We start from the raw sequence: 16,123 nt of genomic DNA, 5'->3' as shown, positions 1-16,123 counted from the left end.
GGTGGCGATCGTGTGATCGCCCCGGGTCTTTTTTACATGACGTCGCGTTATTTTCCGGCGGGCTGACTTGCGGCAGCCGCGCCGCTCGCCGCCTTTTCCTTGTCCTTCTTCTTGGCCTCATGATGGCCGATCGCGCAGCCTGCCGCCGCGCCGGCTGCGCCGTGATGGCCCGCGACATGCCCACCGACGCCGCCCACGACCGCACCTTTGGTGCAGCCTTCCGCGTTCGCGGCCGTATGAATGAGAGAGAGCGAGGCCACCAGGGCCGTGACGAAAAATGCGCGTTTCAATTGAAGCTCCTTATGTCGAAGATTGAAGAGTGCCTCGACCTTCAAGCAATCGCGGGGCCAGGCTCGTATTAGCGCTCTGAAAGGTTCGATTCTTGCTGCGTGCTGCTCGATGCTTGATGCCGGATCGGCGCAAGCAAACCGGAGACAGGACCGGCATGCAAAGCACGAGGACCGCGCGAGACAAAGTGAGTCAGGCCTGCACGGCTCTGTGCCAGCACGCGTGGCGCGTGTCGTGGCTGTCGTTCATGACGTTCGTGTCGTGCATGTCGTTCATCGTGTGTTGCAGCGTGTTTTTCGCGTCGAGCGCTCATGCCGCGCCGCCGCTCGCCTATTTTCTTCACGCGGCGGGGCCCGCGGCCGCGCCGACTTTGCGGCTCGGTTGGGCGCTGACCGCCGTCGTCGTGCTCGTGACGCTGATCCTGACCGGACTGCTGATCGGCGCAATTGTCCGTAAGCGGCCCGCCGCGCCCGCTGAGGCGGTCGGCCCGGAAGCAGGGGGCCTGCGCTGGATTTACGTGGGCACGGGCCTGTCGTGCGTCGCGCTGGCCGGCATCCTGGTCTACGTGATGATCACGCTGGAGTCCGTTGCTTCGCCGGCCGCGCACTCGCAACTCGTGATCACCGTGACGGCTTACGACTGGTGGTGGAAAATCGACTACACCGACGACCCGAACCCCGCGAGAAACTTCAGTACGGCGAACGAAATTCATATTCCGGTCGGCGAACCCGTGAAGGTCCAGTTGAAAAGCGCGGACGTCGTGCACGCGTTCTGGGTGCCGCAGCTTGCCGGCAAGACGCAGACCATTCCGGGGCAAACCAACGAGCAGTGGATTCAGGCGGATCGGCCGGGCATCTATCGCGGGCAATGTTCGCAGTTCTGCGGCGCGCAGCACGCGCATATGGCCTTCGAGGTCGTCGCGCAAAGCGCTGCGGATTTCAGTGCGTGGAGAGACGCGCAAGGGCGCATGGCCATACAGACGCAGATGCAGACGCAAACCCAGGCGCAAACACAGGCACAAGCGCAAACCGCTGCGATCACCGCCGGCAAGAAACTGTTCGGAGAACGTTGTGCCGGTTGCCACACGATTCGCGGCACCGACGCAGCCGGATCGCAAGCGCCGGATCTGACGCACCTCGGCTCGCGACGCCTGATCGCTGCCGGCGCGCTGACGAACACGCCCGATCATCTGCTCGACTGGATCGAGCACGCGCAGCGAATCAAACCGGAGGCGTTGATGCCGAGCATCGCGTTGACAGCGGGCGAGGCCGCCGCGCTGTCGGCGTATCTCGCCACCTTGCAGTGAAGCCTCGCCTATTGGCTTTGTTGATCGCCTGACACAGTGCAAATCAAGGAGCGCATTCCGATGTCCGACCATGCCGCCGCGCCGCCACCGGGCGCACCGCAAAACGAGGAACAGCACGCGTCCTCGCAAGCGACGCCGCTTGCGCGCCGGCCGCAGCGCGGTCGTGTCGTGCAAGGCAGCCCGGAAGAAAAGCGTCTGCGCGAGATCTGGGAGACGCCGCCGGGCTGGCGTGGCTGGCTCTCCTCGGTCGATCACAAAACCATCGGCTTGCGCTATCTCGTGACGGCTTTCATCTTTCTGCTGATGGGCGGCGTGGAAGCGCTCATCATGCGCGTTCAACTCGCGCGCCCGAACGCCACGGTCCTCACGCCCGAGCAATACAACCAGCTCTTCACGATGCACGGCGTGACGATGATCTTCCTCTACGCGCTGCCTGTGCTGTCCGGCTTTTCGAACTATCTGTGGCCGCTCGTGCTCGGCTCGCGCGACATGGCTTTTCCGCGCCTCAACGCGCTCTCGTACTGGGTCTTTCTGTTCGCGGGCATCTTCCTGTATGCGAGCTTTCCAACCGGGCAGGCGCCCGACGCCGGCTGGTTCAACTACGCGCCGCTCTCGGGCCTCGAATACAGCACCGGGCCCAATATCGACGTCTACGCGCTCGGCATGGTGCTGCTCGGCATCTCCACGACAGTCGGCTCGATGAACTTCGTCGTGACCTTGCTGCGCATGCGCGCGCCGGGCATGTCGCTCGACCGCATGCCGGTGCTCGTGTGGGGCACGCTGACGGCGTCGGGCGGCAATCTGCTCGCGGTGCCCTCGGTCAGTCTCGCGTTTCTTCTGCTGTGGATGGACCGGCGCATCGGCACGCATTTCTTCGATGTACTGAACGGCGGCCGCCCGCTGCTGTGGCAACACCTGTTCTGGATTTTCGCGCATCCGTGGGTCTACGCGGTCGTGCTGCCGGCAATGGGCATCGTCTCCGATGCGTTGCCCGTGTTTTGCCGCCGCCCGCTGGTGGGTTACGGACCCGTCGCTCTCGCCACGGTCGCGACGATGGCGGTCGGTTTCGTCGTGTGGATTCATCACATGTTCGCGACCGGCATCCCCGCGCTCGCGCTGTCGTTTTTCGGCGCGGCCAGCATGGTGATCGCGATTCCGAGCGCGGTGGCCACCTTCGCGTGGATCGCGACCATCTGGACCGGCAGGCCGGTATTTCGGGCGCCGTTCCTGTTCTTCGCGGGCTTCGTGTTTCTGTTCGTGGTGGGCGGCGTGTCCGGCGTGCTGACCGCGGCCGTGCCGTTCGACTGGCAACTCACCGATACCTACTTCGTGGTCGCGCATCTGCACTACGTGCTGCTCGGCATCAACGTGTTTCCGGTGATCGGCGGCATCTACTTCTGGTTTCCGAAGTTCACCGGCAAGATGATGAGCGAGCGTCTCGGCAAGCTCGGTTTCTGGGTAATGTTCGCGGGCTTCAACATTGCCTTCTTTCCAATGCATGTCGCGGGACTGCTCGGCATGCCGCGCCGCATTTACACCTATCCCGCCGACATGGGCTGGAATACGGTGAACCTCGTCACGTCGCTCGGCTCGTTTCTGTTCGCGCTCGGCGTGCTGATCTTTCTCGTCGATGTTGCCGTGAGTCTGAAGCGCGGCAAACCGGCGGGCAACAATCCGTGGGACGCGCCGTCGCTCGAATGGTCGATCAGCTCGCCGCCGCCGCCGTATAACTTCGCCGTGGTGCCGACCTTGGCGAGCCGGCATCCGCTATGGGAAGGCCGTATTCCGGAAGCCGGCAACGCGGGCCATGTGCGTTCGCAACTCGACGAAGGCTATCTGCTCGCGCAAGGACGCGAGGCGCTCGGCACGACCGCGCTCGAAGCGAACCCCGACGTGATCCTGAAGATGCCGGGCGATTCCTATGCGCCGTTTTTTCTCGGGCTGTTCGCGGCGCTTTTTTTCGCGGGACTCGCATTGAGTGGATGGGTGTTCGCGGGTGCAATGCTCGCGGGCTGCGCGGTGTCGATCGTCATATGGCTGTGGCCGGAGCGCGAGTTGATTCAGCGCGAGCCGCTTGCCGTTCACGACGCGGGAGGCTGAAATGAGCGACGCCGTCGATCTGAAGCATTCTCCGCGCGAGCCTCGCCAACCGGTCGGCCCGTTGCCGATGGGCAGCGCGGGCGAGCGTTCGGGCGGCTGGTGGGGCTGTCTCACGCTGGTTCTCACCGAAGGCGCGCTGTTCGGCTATCTGATCTTTTCGTATCTGTATCTGGCTTCGCAGAACCCGCAGCATTGGCCGCCCGAAGGCATGCCCAAGCTCACGCTCGGCGTGATCAACACGATCGTTCTGTTGACGAGCAGCGTGTTCGTCTGGCTCTGCGAGCGTTGCGTGCGACGCAGGCGCTTGCGCTGGGCCGTGGCGTCGATGGCGACGGCCGTCGTGCTCGGTATCGCGTTCATGAGTATTCAACTGGTCGAATGGCACGATCATCCGTACGGGCTGACGACACACCTGTATGGCTCGCTGTATTTCACGATCACAGGCTTCCATATGGCGCACGTCGCGGTCGGCATTGTCGTGTTGACGTTGCTGCTGTTGTGGACCGCGCTCGGCTATTTCGACGAGCGACGTTGCGGGGCATTGACGATCGGCGGGCTGTACTGGCACTTCGTGGATATTGTGTGGCTCTTTATTTTCAGCACGCTGTATCTGACGCCTTATCTGTTTCAGGAGTGGTCATGGCCGAGGACATGAAACCACACGCACCAGGCGGCTTGCCGGGCGCGCCGCATCCGCTGCGCCATGTGCTGATCGGCCTGCTGGTTGCGCCGCTTGCCTGGATTTTGCAGATGACGGTCGCGGAGATGCTGGCCGCGCAAAGCTGCTTTCCGTACGATCATCCGTTATCCGAACCAGTTCTGCCATGGATGAACACGGCGCTCGTCGTGCTCGGCGCGTTGTGTCTGATGGCCGGCACGTTCGGCACGTGGGTCGCGTGGCGCCAGATGCGCCAGCTCGGTCCGGTGGATTGGGCCGCGCTGGACGCGTCGCACCGCAAGCGCGTGGAGTTGCAACGGTTTCTGCTGAGAGTCGCGGCATTGTGCAGCACGCTGTTTCTCATTGCACTGATCGCGGTGGATGCCGCGCTTGCGATCGTCTCGCCGTGTAAATGGTGGTGACCATGCGCAACCTTCGTCATTTTCCGACTCTGCGGCGCGGCGGCCTGTTGCGGCGAGCTGCGCAATGCGCGGGCCGCGCCGCGCTCGCGCTGGCGCTCTCCGGTATCGCGTTGCAAGGTGGCGTAAGCCATGCGCAAAGCGTCGATACGAGCAATCCGGGCCATGCATCGACGAGCGCCGACGCCGCCGAAATCGCCCGTGGCGCCTACCTCGCGAAAGCCGGGGACTGCGCGGGCTGCCACACGGCCGCGCCGCGCGTCACCCAGCCAGGCGCGAAACCGCTCGCGACGACGCCGTTCGCGGGCGGCCTCGGGATGGGCTCGCCCTTCGGCACCATCTATTCGTCGAACATCACGCCGGACCCGCAGGCGGGCATCGGCCGCTACAGCTACGAGGATTTCGCGCGCGCGTTGCGCGAGGGCGTGGCGCCGGGCGGCAAACGGCTTTATCCGGCGATGCCGTTCCCATCGTTCGCCAAAATCAACGACGACGACATGCACGCGCTCTACGCATACTTCATGCACGGCGTGCAGCCGGTCTCGACGCCCGCGCCCGCGACGCGACTGCCATTTCCGTTCAACCAGCGCTGGGCGCTGCTGTTCTGGGACTGGGCGTTCGCGCCCACGGGCCGCTACCAGCCCGATGCCGCGCACGACGCGCAATGGAATCGTGGCGCGTATCTCGTGCAATCGCTGGGACATTGCGGCGCATGCCACACGCCGCGCGGACCCGGCTATCAGGAGCGCGGCTACAGCGAATCGAGTTCGGTCTATCTGACGGGTGGCACGAACGATCACTGGTTCGCGCCCAATCTCACGGGCGATCCCGGTTCGGGCCTCGGCCGCGTGGGCGACGGCGATATCGCCGCGTTCCTCAAGCGTGGCCACGGCGGCGGACTGGTGACGTTCGGCAGCATGGTGCAGGTCGTCGAGGACAGCACCCAGTACATGAGCGACGCCGACCTCGCGTCAATCGCCGCCTATCTGAAGAGCTTGCCGCCGCGCGCGCAAAGCGGCCACTTCAACGGAAGATCGCGCGCCGCGCAGCAGACGGTCGAGGCGCTGAAAACGGGCGACGTCGAGCGGCCCGGCGCGGGCGTCTATGCATCGTATTGCGCGCGCTGTCACCAGATGGATGGCGCGGGCGTGCCGCAAAAATATCCGCGCCTCGCGGGCAATCCGGCGGTGCTGGCGGAGTCGACCACGTCGCTCGTGCGGCTTCTCGTGGAGGGCGGCGAAAGTCCGCATACCGAAACCGGACCCGAGCCGCACAAGATGCCGTCGTTCGCCAGCAAGCTCACCGATAACGAAATGGCGCAAGTGCTCACGTTCGTGCGCAATACATGGGGCAATGTGGCCGCGCCGGTCACGTCGCGCGAGGTGTCGAGCGTGAGAAAGGCGCTGCATAAATAGCCGGGCAGAAGGGCGTTCGGCACGCGGCTTGCTGAATCCCTGCATCTGCTGCGGCCCTGAAAAATGCCGCGCGCCTTCATTTCATTGCTTTCTGGAGGGCACGATGCTGCCTGTGCGTGATCGCGCGCCTTGCGCTCCCACGATGCCGCCGCATGGCGCAAACGCCACCTGTACGCCCGATGACACTGCTCATTGGGAACAGATAGACGCGTCGTTCGCGAGCCCGCTTGCGGACTTCTTGCGCGATCTGCGTTTCGATGCCAACGATCCCGCCGCGCTCGGCGAAGTGCTGGGCAAGCTGATCGAGCGCGGCTTCGATCGCGAGCCCGCCATGCCGCTGCCTGGCCACGGCAGGACGCTCGCGCGCTGGCGCGTTCTCGCGGAAGTCGCGGCAAGCGATCTCGGTCTCGTGAAGCTCTTTGAAGGCCACACGGACGCGCTGGCGATCCTCGCCGAACTGCGCGGCCCCACGCCGCCCGCCGCAAGCCGCTGGGGCGTGTGGGCCGCCGAACCGCCCGACGCGCGAGTTCGAATCAATTCAGAAGGAATCCGAAGTAACGGCAACGTGTTGCTGGACGGCACCAAAGCCTGGTGTTCGGGTGCGGGCGTCGTGAGCCATGCGCTCGTCACCGCATGGCTGGGCGACCAGCCCGTGCTCGCGGCGCTCGCGCTGGACCACGCATCCATTTCAATCGATACGTCTCACTGGCAGGCCGTCGGCATGCAGGCCACCGCCAGCGCCGATGTCACGTTCAGCGCAACGCCCGCGACGCTGGTCGGCGACGCGCATGCGTATGTGCGCCGCGCGGGCTTCTGGCACGGCGGCGCGGGCATCGCCGCATGCTGGTACGGGGCCGCCGCGCGAATCGGCCGGAGGGTGCGCGAGGCTTCTTTGCTGCATGCCGGCCCGCATCAGCTTGCGCATCTCGGCGCGATCGAGTCCGCGTTGGCGGGCGCTGCCGCCGTGTTGCGCGAGACGGCCGCGCATATCGACGCGCATCCGCGAGCCGACTCGCAACGCGAGGCCATGCGGGCGCGGCTCGTCGTCGAAGAGGCGGCGACGGCCGTGATGCATCACGCGACGCGCGCGCTGGGCGCGGGGCCGCTGTGCCGCAACGCGCGCTTCGCACGCGCACTGGCGGACTTGCCGGTGTTTCTCAGGCAGAGCCATGCCGAACGCGATCTTGCCGCGCTCGGCGAACTGATTGCGAAAGAGGCCCATGACGACGCCGCGTCCGGAGACTCGCCGTGGACACTCTGACCCGCCGCGCGGAGCGCTATTTCGACGACCTCTACCAGCGCAGCGACGATCCGTGGCATTTGCGCGAAGGCTGGTACGAACGACGCAAACGGGCGCTCACGCTCGCGCTGTTGCCGCGCGAGCGCTATCGACGTGCATTCGAGCCAGGCTGCGCGAACGGCGAATTGACCGCGCAACTCGCGACGCGCTGCGATGCGCTCATCGCCTCGGACCTGCATGAGCGCGCGGTGCATCTCACGCGAGAGCGCGTCGCGCACGCGCCGCAGGTTCGCGTCGAGCAATGCGCGGTGCCGCGCGAGTGGCCGGAGAAAGGGGGGCCGTTCGATCTGATCGTCGTGAGCGAGCTGGCGTATTACCTCGACGCCGACGAACTCGAAGCGATGGCCGCGCGCATCGCCGAAACGCTCGCGCCCGATGGCACGCTGCTCGCCTGTCACTGGCGCCGGCCGTTCGCCGAGTCGTTTCAACCCGCGGACACGGTGCACGCGCTCTTCGACGCGCGCTGCGGAACGACGCGGCTTTCGCATCATGAGGAAGCCGATTTTGTGATCGACGTCTGGTCGCGCGACGCGCGTTCCGTGGCGCAACGCGAGGGGCTTTTATGATCGGCGTCATCGTTCCCGCACACAACGAACAAGCCCTGTTGGCCGATTGCCTCGTGGCGCTCGCCGAGGCGTCGCAGCGGCCTGAGCTGGAGGGCGAAGCGGTGCGCATCGTCGTCGTGCTCGACGACTGCAAGGATGGTTCGGGCGACATCGCCCATGCGCATGGCGTCGAGACGCTGACGGTGAAGGCGCGCAATGTCGGCATCGCGCGCGCGCTCGGCGCGGATCATTTGCTGGCGGCGGGCGCGCGCTGGCTTGCCTTTACCGACGCCGACAGCCGCGTGTCGCCGGGCTGGCTCGCCGCGCAACTCGCGCTCGACGCGGACGCGGTGTGCGGCTCGATTGCCGTCGACGACTGGAGCGACCATCCGCACAGTGTGCGCGACTATTTCCGCAAGACCTACAAGGATGCGGACGGCCATCGTCACGTTCACGGCGCGAATCTCGGCGTGAGCGCCGACGCGTACCGCCGCGCCGGCGGATTTCCGCCGCTTGCGTGCAGCGAGGACGTGGCGCTCGTGGATCGCCTGATCGCCATCGGCGCGCGCATCGCCTGGAGCGCGGCGCCGCGCGTGATCACCAGTGCGCGCGCTGCGGCCCGCGCGCGCGGCGGCTTCGGCGACACGCTCGTGTCTCTCGCCGCCGGTTAGAGCCCATGCGGCGGCCAACCACCGCCAAGGAGGACAGAAACATGATGGACGCAATCTATCTGCTATTCGGGCAAGGCAGAAGCCTCGACCCATTGCAGATGAGCTTGCGCGCTATCGCCGTATTCGTAATTGCGCTCGTCATGATCCGCATTTCCGGCCGGCGTTCGTTCGGGCAACGCTCGCCGTTCGACTCGGTGGTCGTGATTCTGCTCGGCGCGACGTTGAGCCGGGCGATCGTCGGCGCGTCGCCGTTTATCGCGACGGTGCTGGCGTCGCTCGTGATCGTGGTGTGCCACCGCATGCTCGCGTGGTTCTGCATGCGTTCGCATGCTTTCGAGCGGCTGGTGGGCGGTGCGGAGCGCGAGGTTTACAGCAACGGCGCCTTCAACGAGCACGAACTCCGGGCCGCGTTGATGACCCAGAGCGACGTGCGCGAAAGCGTGCGGCAAAAACTCGGCGTGCGGTCGCTCGACGAGGTTGCCGCCGCCGTGCTGGAGCGCAACGGCGAAGTGAGCGTGATCCGCAAGGAGCGGTGAAAGCGCGCGGGTAATGGGTGTCGCGGGTGCAACGGTCCAACCGCCCAATGGCTTCAACGATGCAGCGGTGTAGCAGTGCAGCGGTGCAGCGGTGCAGCGGTGCAGCGGTCCGACAATCCGGCCTTAGCCGCGGCCGCCGCGCGAGATGTCCTCGCCCGCGCGATGCGGCAGGCGCAGCGTGACCGGAATCGACGCGAACGAGCACAGTCCGACCACGAGGAAGGCGGGCCAGAAATCCGACCACATGATCGCGGCGTGCCCGTTCGCGAGCCGCGAGAGTTGCAGCACGATGCCGCCGACCGTCACGCCGAGACCGAGTGACATCTGCTGCACGACGCTGCCGAGGCTCGTTGCGCGCCCGACGTCGCGGATCGCGATTTCCGCGTAGGTCAGCGAGTTCAGACTCGTGAATTGCAGGGCCGGGAAGAAGCCGCCAAGCAGCACGACCACCCAGATGATCCACGTCGGCGTGCCGGGGAAGAAGAGTCCGCACGCCGCGATCGACACGCCCGAGAGCGCCGCGTTGACCACCAGCACCGAGCGAAAACCGTAGCGATGCAGCACGCGCGAGGCCACCGTGCGCATGAACATGCCGCCGAACGCGGAGGCGCAGGTGATCAGGCCCGACTCGAACGCGCTCATGTGGTGGCCTTCCTGGAGCATCAGCGGCAACAGGAAGGGCAGCGCGCCGAGACCGATGCGAAAAAGCGAGCCGCCGAGCACGCTGGCCTGAAACGTCGGCACCTTGAAGAAACGCAAATCGAGCAGCGGCAGCCGCGCACGCTGCGCATACACGACATACAGCGCGAGCAGGACGGCGCCGATCGCGCACATCGCGAACGCGTCGCTATTCGAAATCAGTTCGCCGCCGATCAGCGACAAGCCGAGCAGAAGCAGCACCGCGCCCGCCGCCGAGAGGAAAAAGCCGATCCAGTCGAGCGGCCCGGGATGGGGCTCGCGCGTGTTGGCAATATGCTTGTTCGTCAGATAAATGCCGAAAATGCCGATTGGCACGTTGATGAAAAAAATCAGCCGCCAATGCAGATAGGTCGTGATGAAGCCGCCGAGCAGCGGCCCGGCCGCGGGGCCGAGCATCGCGGGCACGCTGAGATAGTTCATCGCGCGGATGAAATCGGACTTGTGCACCACGCGGAAAATAATGATGCGCCCGACCGGCACCATCATCGCGCCGCCGACGCCTTGCACGAAACGCGCCAGCGTGAACGTGGCGAGCGAGTTTGACGCTGCGCACAGCAGCGACCCGGCCACGAAGATGCCAATCGCCGTGCGGAACACCGTGCGCGCGCCGAAGCGGTCCGCGAGCCAGCCGCACACGGGAATGAACACGCCGAGCCCGAGCACGTAACTTGTCACCGCGATTTTCAGCGTGACCGGATCGCGCCCGAAGTCGCGCGCCATGGCCGGCAAGGCCGTGACGATCACGTTGGCGTCGACACTTTCCATGAACATCGCGCACGCGACGATCAGAGGCGCAAGCAGGGCTTTCTCGACGGCGGTCATGGAATGGGCTGCGGCAGGCGGTCGCAGGTAAAAGGGCCATTATTGCACCTGTACGGTGCGGTTTGTTAATAGCCTTTCCACAGATATCGGCCTTTTTTGCCGCTTCGCTACGACGAATCTCCTCATGCGATGCGTGCTTTTTACGCAACACCTTTGTTTTTTGTTGCGCTGCGCAACGAGAAGACTATAATCGGGTTATTCCCTAGGTATAAACCCTATACAGGAGCTCGACCATGAACACCGCAACGAACACCGCTTCCGCCCGAAACACCGTCGCCAGCAACAACGGCTGGCTCGCCAAGCTGCGCGCTGCCGCAGTCCACGCGCTGAATCTGCATCTGCAAAACTGCGCTGTCATCGCTGAAGCGCATCGCCGTCCGCAGTAAGCAAACTGCAATAAACGCTTGGCAAGAGCCGGACATCGGCGGAGCGCGGGAAGTGCGCGCCGCGCGCGGACCAGCAAGCAATAAGCGGCGCTTCAGGCGCCGCTTGTGCATTGTGGGTCGCGTTGTCCTGCGGTTACTTACCCGGTCGACGCAGCGCCTTGGCCGCCGCGTGCCGCGTTTTCGCCGCGTGCGTAGCCAGAACACCCATGACGAGCGCGCTCGACATGAGACCGGCCAGATAAACTCCCGCCATAATCCAATCCTGTTCGGCCATCGTCGTTTCTCCTGTCAAATGTCAGGTTCTTGCGGTCAACGCGCCGCATCTCACCGGACTCCTGCTTGCAATTACGGCACAGCAGGAAAAAACTTGATCACGGGCGCCCTTCATGCGCCTATTCATGCGCCTATTCATGCGCCCCATTTGGCAGCTTTTGCGGCGCGTCGCGATTAAGCAGACGCCGAATCTTCCTTCATGACGCGTGATTGCGTTTAAACTTCAGGCCCCTGCAAGTTCAAACGCGCGGCGACGCGCATCCGATCCCGGGAATCCCAGGTAAAACCCGGCGCGAAGGCCTGCACTGTCAACCTTTTGAACAGTTTGCCGTTATCTATTTGTAAATCGCCGACCCGGCGACTCCGCGGCAGACGGCCCGTCGCCGCGACTGCTCCACGCAAGGCCCCGCATTGACCATGTTCCATCGATATAAGAACAATTTCGACCGGCTAGGCGCGATGCTCGTCCATGCATCGAAGGCGCCTCGCGTCAGGGGATTGCTCTCGCCCGTCCTCGCGCTCGTGATTGGCGGGCTGCTGCTCGTGGTGCTCGAACACCTGTCGCAGGCCGTCGACTATCGCTCGGTGATGCACGAGTTGCGCAGGCTGAAAGCCGGCGAGTGGGCCGCCGCGCTCGGCGCCACCGCGCTCAGCTATCTGGCGCTGGTCGGCCGCGATGCCGTCGGGTTGCGCTACCTGGACGCCGCCGTGCCTCGCGCGTCGCTGTGGATCGGCGCGACCGCCGGCTCGGCGCTCGGCAACGCCACCGGCTTCGGCGCATTGACGGGCGGCGCGGTGCGCGCCCGCGTCTACGGCGTGGCGAACGTGACGCCCGCGCAGATCGGCCGCATGACGGTATTCACGAGCGTCTCGCTGGCGCTCGCGCTCGTCCTCATGACGGCGCTCGGCATGGTGGGCATGGCCGGCCCGATCGCACCGATGCTGCACCTCACGCCCGCCACGCTGCGCTGGGTCGGCGCCTTGCTGCTCGTTGCGCTCGGCGTGCTGGGCGCCGCCTGCGGCGCGCAAACGCGTCCGGTCCGCACGCGCTGGGAGTGGCTGTCGTTCGATATTCCCGCACGCCGCGATCTGATCGAACAGGTCGGCCTGGCGGTTCTCGACGTGGTCGCAGCCGGCCTTGCGCTGTGGGCGCTGCTGCCGCATGCCGATGTCGGCTTCGTCGCGTTCATCACGGTCTATGCGGCGGCGATGCTGCTCGGCATGATCGGTCATACGCCGGGCGGCGTCGGCGTGTTCGAAGCGGCCATGGTGTTCACGCTGAGCGGCAGCGTGAAGACGCAGCAGATGGTCGCCGCGCTGCTTGCCTATCGCGCGATCTATTTTGGTGTGCCGCTCATCGTTTCCGCTGCGTTGCTCGCCGGTTTCGAAGGCCGCGCGCTGAAGGGCCGTCTGCCGCTGCGGCACGCGGCGCGCGCGTCGCGGCTCGCGCCGCTGTTTCTGAGTCTCGTCACGTTCGTGGTGGGCGGCATGCTGGTGATCTCCAGTGCGACGCCCGCGTTCTGGCATCGTCTTCATATCCTCAGCGCTTTGCTGCCGCTGTGGGTGCTCGAAAGCTCGCAGATGTTGTGCAGCGTGCTCGGCGTGCTGTTGCTGTTCGTCGCGCGCGGGCTGCTGCGGCGTCTGGACGCCGCGTGGTGGATGACCCTCGCGCTCGCTGTCCTGAGCCTCGCGCTCTCGCTGACCAAAGGTCTCGCGTTCGTCGAGGCGGGCGTGCTCGGCATGCTGATCGTGCTTCTGCTGGCCACGCGCCGGCGCTTCAACCGTCATTCGTCGCTGTTTGCCGAGCGCTTCACGGCGGGCTGGCTGGTGTCGGTGGCGATGGTGCTGATGCTCGCCACGTGGGTGATGCTGTTCGCTTTCCGCGACGTCCCCTATACACGTGACCTGTGGTGGCAATTCGCGTTCGACGAGCGCGCGCCGCGCGCGCTGCGCGCCACGCTCGCCGCGAGCCTGTTCGCCGCGACGTTTTCGTTCTGGCAATTGCTGCGGCCGGCGCCGGGCCACTTCGTGAAGCCGGCGGCGGAAGATCTGCACGATGCGGCGCGTATCGTGCGCGCGCAGGAACGCAGCGACGCCGGGCTCGCGCTGATGGGCGACAAGAGCTTCCTTTTTTCGGAGTCGCGCGAGGCTTTTCTGATGTACGCGAAAAACGGCCGCACGTGGGCCGCGCTGCACGATCCGGTGGGTCCGCGCGAAGAATGGGCCGCGCTGATCAGCAAGTTCGTCGCGCTCGCGCATGCGCACGGCGGGCGCGCCGCGTTCTATCAGGTGCGCGCGAACGCGTTGCCGCTCTATCTCGACGCCGGCCTTTCGCTGATGAAGCTCGGCGAGGAAGCGCATGTCGTGCTGGACGATTTCGATCTGAAGGGCTCGCACCGCGCGCATCTGCGATATGCGCTCAAGCGTGGCGAGCGCGATGGCTTCACGGTCGAAGTGATCGACCAGGCGAAGGTGCCCGCGTCGCTGGAAACATTGCGCCGCATCTCCAACGGCTGGCTCACGAGCCGCGACGCGCGCGAAAAAAGCTTCTCGGTCGCCGCCTTCACCGACGAATATCTTGCCGCCCAATCGGTCATGCTGGTGCGTCAGAACGACGAGCCGGTCGCGTTCGTGACTTTCATGACGACCGACCTGAACACCGAGGCGACCGTCGGCGTGATGCGTCACGTGGAAAGCGCGTCGCCGTATGCAATGGAATATCTGTTCACGCAACTGGCGCTGCATCTGAAGCAGGCGGGTTTCCGCTCGCTCAGCCTCGGCATCGCGCCGCTTTCGGGCATGCAGCCGACGCCGCTCGCGTCGCGCTGGCACCGGCTTGCCGGCATCGTGTGGCGCTTCGGCGGCCGCTTCTACAACTTCCGCGGACTGCGCGCTTTCAAAAGCAAGTTCCAGCCGCATTGGGAGCCGCGCTATCTCGCGGCGTCGGGTTCGGTGGGCGTGGTGTTCACGCTCGCGGACCTGTCATTGCTGGCAGGAGGCCGGCGTTCATGACATTGCATTCGTTTTTCAGGCTCGCCGTGGTGGCGAGTCTCGTGACGGGCGGCGCGCTCGCGAACGCGGCGCCGACCACCATCTCCGGCGGCCGTTATGGCGACGTCACGCTCACCCAGCCGGTTGGGCCGATGCGCGGTTTCGTCGTGCTCTACTCACAGGCGAGCGGCTGGAGCGCGGCCGACCAGCAGGGCGCCGACGCGCTCGCGAAAGCCGGCGCGATGACCGTCGGCGTGGATACCTCGCGGTATGCAGCGAATCTCGCCGCGACGCTCGCGCAGAAGAAGGAAACCTGCCATCAGCTCGTGGGCGATGCCGAAGCGCTCAGCCATCAGCTCGAACGGCAATCGCAGTCGAGCCATTATTTCGCGCCGATCGTCGCGGGCACGGGGCAGGGCGCGACGCTCGCCATGCACGTGCTCGAACAGGCGCCCTCGAACACGATTGCCGGCGCCGTTTCCGTGGATGCGCAGCCGAAGCTCGATCAGCGTTTCCTGCCGTGTCCGCCGGATGCGACGATCATTCGCGACAAGATTCCTGGCTTCGTGGAGAAAGCGAGCACGGGCAAGGCGGACCGCGAGCGTCTTGTCGCACTGGTCACGCCGCACCTGCAAACCCTCTCGACCCGCGACGACGATGTCTCCGATCTGCCGCTCATCGAGTTGCCGGCCGCGCATCCGAACGGTTTGATGGCGATCGTCATTTCCGGCGACGGCGGCTGGCGCGATCTCGACAAGACCATCGCGCAAGCGTTGCAGAAGGATGGCGTCTCCGTGGTCGGCTGGGACAGTCTGCGTTATTTCTGGAGCGAGAAGCCGCCCGCGCAAACGAGCCGCGACCTCGCGCGCGTGATGCAAACCTACGGCGTGCGCTGGCATGCGCAACATATCGCGCTCGTCGGCTATTCGTTCGGCGCGGACGTGATGCCCTTCGCGTATAACCGTTTGCCGACGGCGCTGCGCGACAAGGTTTCGCTGATTTCGCTGCTCGGCTTCGCGCCCGACGCCGATTTCCAGATCCGCGTGGGCGGCTGGCTCGGCATGCCGGCCAGCGACAAGGCGCTGAAAGTGCGGCCTGAGTTGACGCGCGTGCCGCCCGCGCTGGTGCAATGCATCTACGGTGAAAACGAGAAGGACACCTTGTGTCCCGAACTGATGAAGACCGGCATCCAGGTGATCCGCACTTCGGGCGACCATCATTTCGGTGGCGATTACGACGCGCTCGAAAAACGCATTCTGGGCGCGTTCAAGAAGCAGAGCGGCGTGCAATGAGGACGATGCGGCTGGCGGAGCGGCATTGACAAATCGCGACAAGTCAACGATGATCGGCCGCATGAACTGCCTCGACATCCGTATTGCGCTGATTATTAGCATCATTCATCGAATGGTGGGTTAGCGCGCGTCTGATAGCAGTCACACATAACCCGCCCCACGAGGCGGGTTTTTTTATGTCCGCTTGCTCCCGCCTCCTGGTCGACTTTCGATGCACGTCCTTGCCGCACAGGAGCCAGCCTTGCCGTCACACGAACTCGAACAGGTCGCGAAAGCCGCCGACAGCGTCGCGCTTTGCAACGACTACCTGAAGAAAACCCTCACCGCGCGCGTCTACGATGTGGCCCGCGAGACCGAGCTTGAGCACGCGCCGCATCTGTCGGCGCGTCTGCGCAATCCGGTTTATCTGAAGCGCGAGGACA

Annotated in this window: 15 protein-coding genes and 1 pseudogene; 13 read left to right on the top strand and 3 right to left on the bottom strand. The window is 65.2% G+C overall.

Annotation, left to right across the window (positions count from 1 at the left end; genetic code table 11):
- Window positions 1–47 precede the first annotated feature (47 nt).
- Complete coding sequence (locus tag VOM14_RS07710) at window positions 48–290, bottom strand: hypothetical protein (RefSeq protein WP_327628145.1); 243 nt, start codon at window positions 288–290, stop codon at window positions 48–50.
- A gap of 263 nt (window positions 291–553) precedes the next feature.
- On the opposite strand from VOM14_RS07710, the gene coxB reads away from it, so the two are divergent.
- The 9 genes from coxB (at window position 554) to VOM14_RS07665 (ending at window position 9,238) form a co-directional block, all read left to right on the top strand.
- The gene (gene coxB / locus VOM14_RS07705) at window positions 554–1,594 is read left to right on the top strand and encodes a cytochrome c oxidase subunit II (protein ID WP_327628584.1); all 1,041 of its coding nucleotides are present in this window, start codon (window positions 554–556) and stop codon (window positions 1,592–1,594) included.
- A gap of 60 nt (window positions 1,595–1,654) precedes the next feature.
- Window positions 1,655–3,694: a cytochrome c oxidase subunit I gene (ctaD, locus tag VOM14_RS07700; RefSeq protein WP_327628144.1), complete on the top strand. Its 2,040-nt coding sequence runs from the start codon at window positions 1,655–1,657 to the stop codon at window positions 3,692–3,694.
- Window position 3,695: 1 nt separating this feature from the next.
- The gene (locus VOM14_RS07695; protein ID WP_327628143.1) at window positions 3,696–4,349 is read left to right on the top strand and encodes a cytochrome c oxidase subunit 3; all 654 of its coding nucleotides are present in this window, start codon (window positions 3,696–3,698) and stop codon (window positions 4,347–4,349) included.
- Window positions 4,334–4,774, top strand: coding sequence for a hypothetical protein (locus tag VOM14_RS07690; protein WP_327628142.1), 441 nt, complete (start codon window positions 4,334–4,336; stop codon window positions 4,772–4,774). The genes VOM14_RS07695 and VOM14_RS07690 overlap by 16 nt, the downstream gene beginning before the upstream one ends.
- A gap of 2 nt (window positions 4,775–4,776) precedes the next feature.
- The gene (locus VOM14_RS07685) at window positions 4,777–6,186 is read left to right on the top strand and encodes a c-type cytochrome (RefSeq protein WP_327628141.1); all 1,410 of its coding nucleotides are present in this window, start codon (window positions 4,777–4,779) and stop codon (window positions 6,184–6,186) included.
- 103 nt (window positions 6,187–6,289) lie between these two features.
- Window positions 6,290–7,447, top strand: a complete 1,158-nt coding sequence (locus VOM14_RS07680; RefSeq protein ID WP_327628140.1) for an acyl-CoA dehydrogenase — start codon at window positions 6,290–6,292, stop codon at window positions 7,445–7,447.
- Window positions 7,444–8,052, top strand: coding sequence for an SAM-dependent methyltransferase (locus tag VOM14_RS07675; protein ID WP_327628583.1), 609 nt, complete (start codon window positions 7,444–7,446; stop codon window positions 8,050–8,052). Before VOM14_RS07680 ends, VOM14_RS07675 begins: the two co-directional genes overlap by 4 nt.
- Window positions 8,049–8,702 carry a glycosyltransferase gene (locus tag VOM14_RS07670; RefSeq protein ID WP_327628139.1) on the top strand — a complete coding sequence of 218 codons (654 nt, stop codon included), beginning with the start codon at window positions 8,049–8,051 and terminating at the stop codon, window positions 8,700–8,702. Before VOM14_RS07675 ends, VOM14_RS07670 begins: the two co-directional genes overlap by 4 nt.
- 41 nt (window positions 8,703–8,743) lie before the next feature.
- Window positions 8,744–9,238, top strand: coding sequence for a DUF421 domain-containing protein (locus VOM14_RS07665; protein ID WP_327628138.1), 495 nt, complete (start codon window positions 8,744–8,746; stop codon window positions 9,236–9,238).
- 123 nt (window positions 9,239–9,361) lie between these two features.
- On the opposite strand, the gene VOM14_RS07660 is transcribed toward VOM14_RS07665, so the two are convergent.
- On the bottom strand, window positions 9,362–10,759 hold the full coding sequence (locus VOM14_RS07660) for an MFS transporter (protein WP_327628137.1): 1,398 nt from the start codon (window positions 10,757–10,759) through the stop codon (window positions 9,362–9,364).
- A gap of 233 nt (window positions 10,760–10,992) precedes the next feature.
- On the opposite strand from VOM14_RS07660, the gene VOM14_RS07655 reads away from it, so the two are divergent.
- Window positions 10,993–11,145, top strand: a complete 153-nt coding sequence (locus VOM14_RS07655) for a hypothetical protein (protein ID WP_327628136.1) — start codon at window positions 10,993–10,995, stop codon at window positions 11,143–11,145.
- 133 nt (window positions 11,146–11,278) lie between these two features.
- Here the strand turns inward: VOM14_RS07655 and VOM14_RS07650 are convergent, their stop codons facing one another.
- Window positions 11,279–11,419, bottom strand: a complete 141-nt coding sequence (locus VOM14_RS07650) for a hypothetical protein (protein ID WP_327628135.1) — start codon at window positions 11,417–11,419, stop codon at window positions 11,279–11,281.
- 458 nt (window positions 11,420–11,877) lie between these two features.
- Here VOM14_RS07650 and mprF point away from each other — a divergent pair, with 458 nt between their 5' ends.
- The 3 genes and pseudogenes from mprF to VOM14_RS07635 form a co-directional block, all read left to right on the top strand.
- A complete protein-coding gene (mprF, locus tag VOM14_RS07645; RefSeq protein ID WP_327628582.1) occupies window positions 11,878–14,430 on the top strand; it encodes a bifunctional lysylphosphatidylglycerol flippase/synthetase MprF in 2,553 nt (850 codons plus the stop codon).
- Window positions 14,427–15,701, top strand: coding sequence for a virulence factor family protein (locus VOM14_RS07640; protein WP_327628134.1), 1,275 nt, complete (start codon window positions 14,427–14,429; stop codon window positions 15,699–15,701). The genes mprF and VOM14_RS07640 overlap by 4 nt, the downstream gene beginning before the upstream one ends.
- 211 nt (window positions 15,702–15,912) lie before the next feature.
- Window positions 15,913–16,123 (top strand): annotated as a pseudogene (locus VOM14_RS07635) (threonine ammonia-lyase, biosynthetic); the annotation flags it as partial.

The sequence above is a fragment of the Paraburkholderia sp. MPAMCS5 genome (assembly GCF_036016995.1).
Lineage (GTDB): Bacteria > Pseudomonadota > Gammaproteobacteria > Burkholderiales > Burkholderiaceae > Paraburkholderia.
The sequence above is the reverse complement of the archived record's forward strand: the minus strand, read 5'-3'. Positions and strand labels throughout refer to the sequence as shown.

What these genes read in the sequence shown, in the direction of transcription:
- VOM14_RS07670 (WP_327628139.1), top strand. Translation starts at nt 8,049, where the DNA reads ATGATCGGCGTCATCGTTCCCGCACACAACGAACAAGCCCTGTTGGCC.
- ctaD (WP_327628144.1), top strand. Translation starts at nt 1,655, where the DNA reads ATGTCCGACCATGCCGCCGCGCCGCCACCGGGCGCACCGCAAAACGAG.
- VOM14_RS07685 (WP_327628141.1), top strand. Translation starts at nt 4,777, where the DNA reads ATGCGCAACCTTCGTCATTTTCCGACTCTGCGGCGCGGCGGCCTGTTG.
- VOM14_RS07680 (WP_327628140.1), top strand. Translation starts at nt 6,290, where the DNA reads ATGCTGCCTGTGCGTGATCGCGCGCCTTGCGCTCCCACGATGCCGCCG.
- VOM14_RS07690 (WP_327628142.1), top strand. Translation starts at nt 4,334, where the DNA reads ATGGCCGAGGACATGAAACCACACGCACCAGGCGGCTTGCCGGGCGCG.
- VOM14_RS07655 (WP_327628136.1), top strand. Translation starts at nt 10,993, where the DNA reads ATGAACACCGCAACGAACACCGCTTCCGCCCGAAACACCGTCGCCAGC.
- VOM14_RS07640 (WP_327628134.1), top strand. Translation starts at nt 14,427, where the DNA reads ATGACATTGCATTCGTTTTTCAGGCTCGCCGTGGTGGCGAGTCTCGTG.
- VOM14_RS07660 (WP_327628137.1), bottom strand. Translation starts at nt 10,759, where the DNA reads ATGACCGCCGTCGAGAAAGCCCTGCTTGCGCCTCTGATCGTCGCGTGC.
- coxB (WP_327628584.1), top strand. Translation starts at nt 554, where the DNA reads ATGTCGTTCATCGTGTGTTGCAGCGTGTTTTTCGCGTCGAGCGCTCAT.
- VOM14_RS07650 (WP_327628135.1), bottom strand. Translation starts at nt 11,419, where the DNA reads ATGGCCGAACAGGATTGGATTATGGCGGGAGTTTATCTGGCCGGTCTC.
- mprF (WP_327628582.1), top strand. Translation starts at nt 11,878, where the DNA reads ATGCTCGTCCATGCATCGAAGGCGCCTCGCGTCAGGGGATTGCTCTCG.
- VOM14_RS07695 (WP_327628143.1), top strand. Translation starts at nt 3,696, where the DNA reads ATGAGCGACGCCGTCGATCTGAAGCATTCTCCGCGCGAGCCTCGCCAA.
- VOM14_RS07665 (WP_327628138.1), top strand. Translation starts at nt 8,744, where the DNA reads ATGATGGACGCAATCTATCTGCTATTCGGGCAAGGCAGAAGCCTCGAC.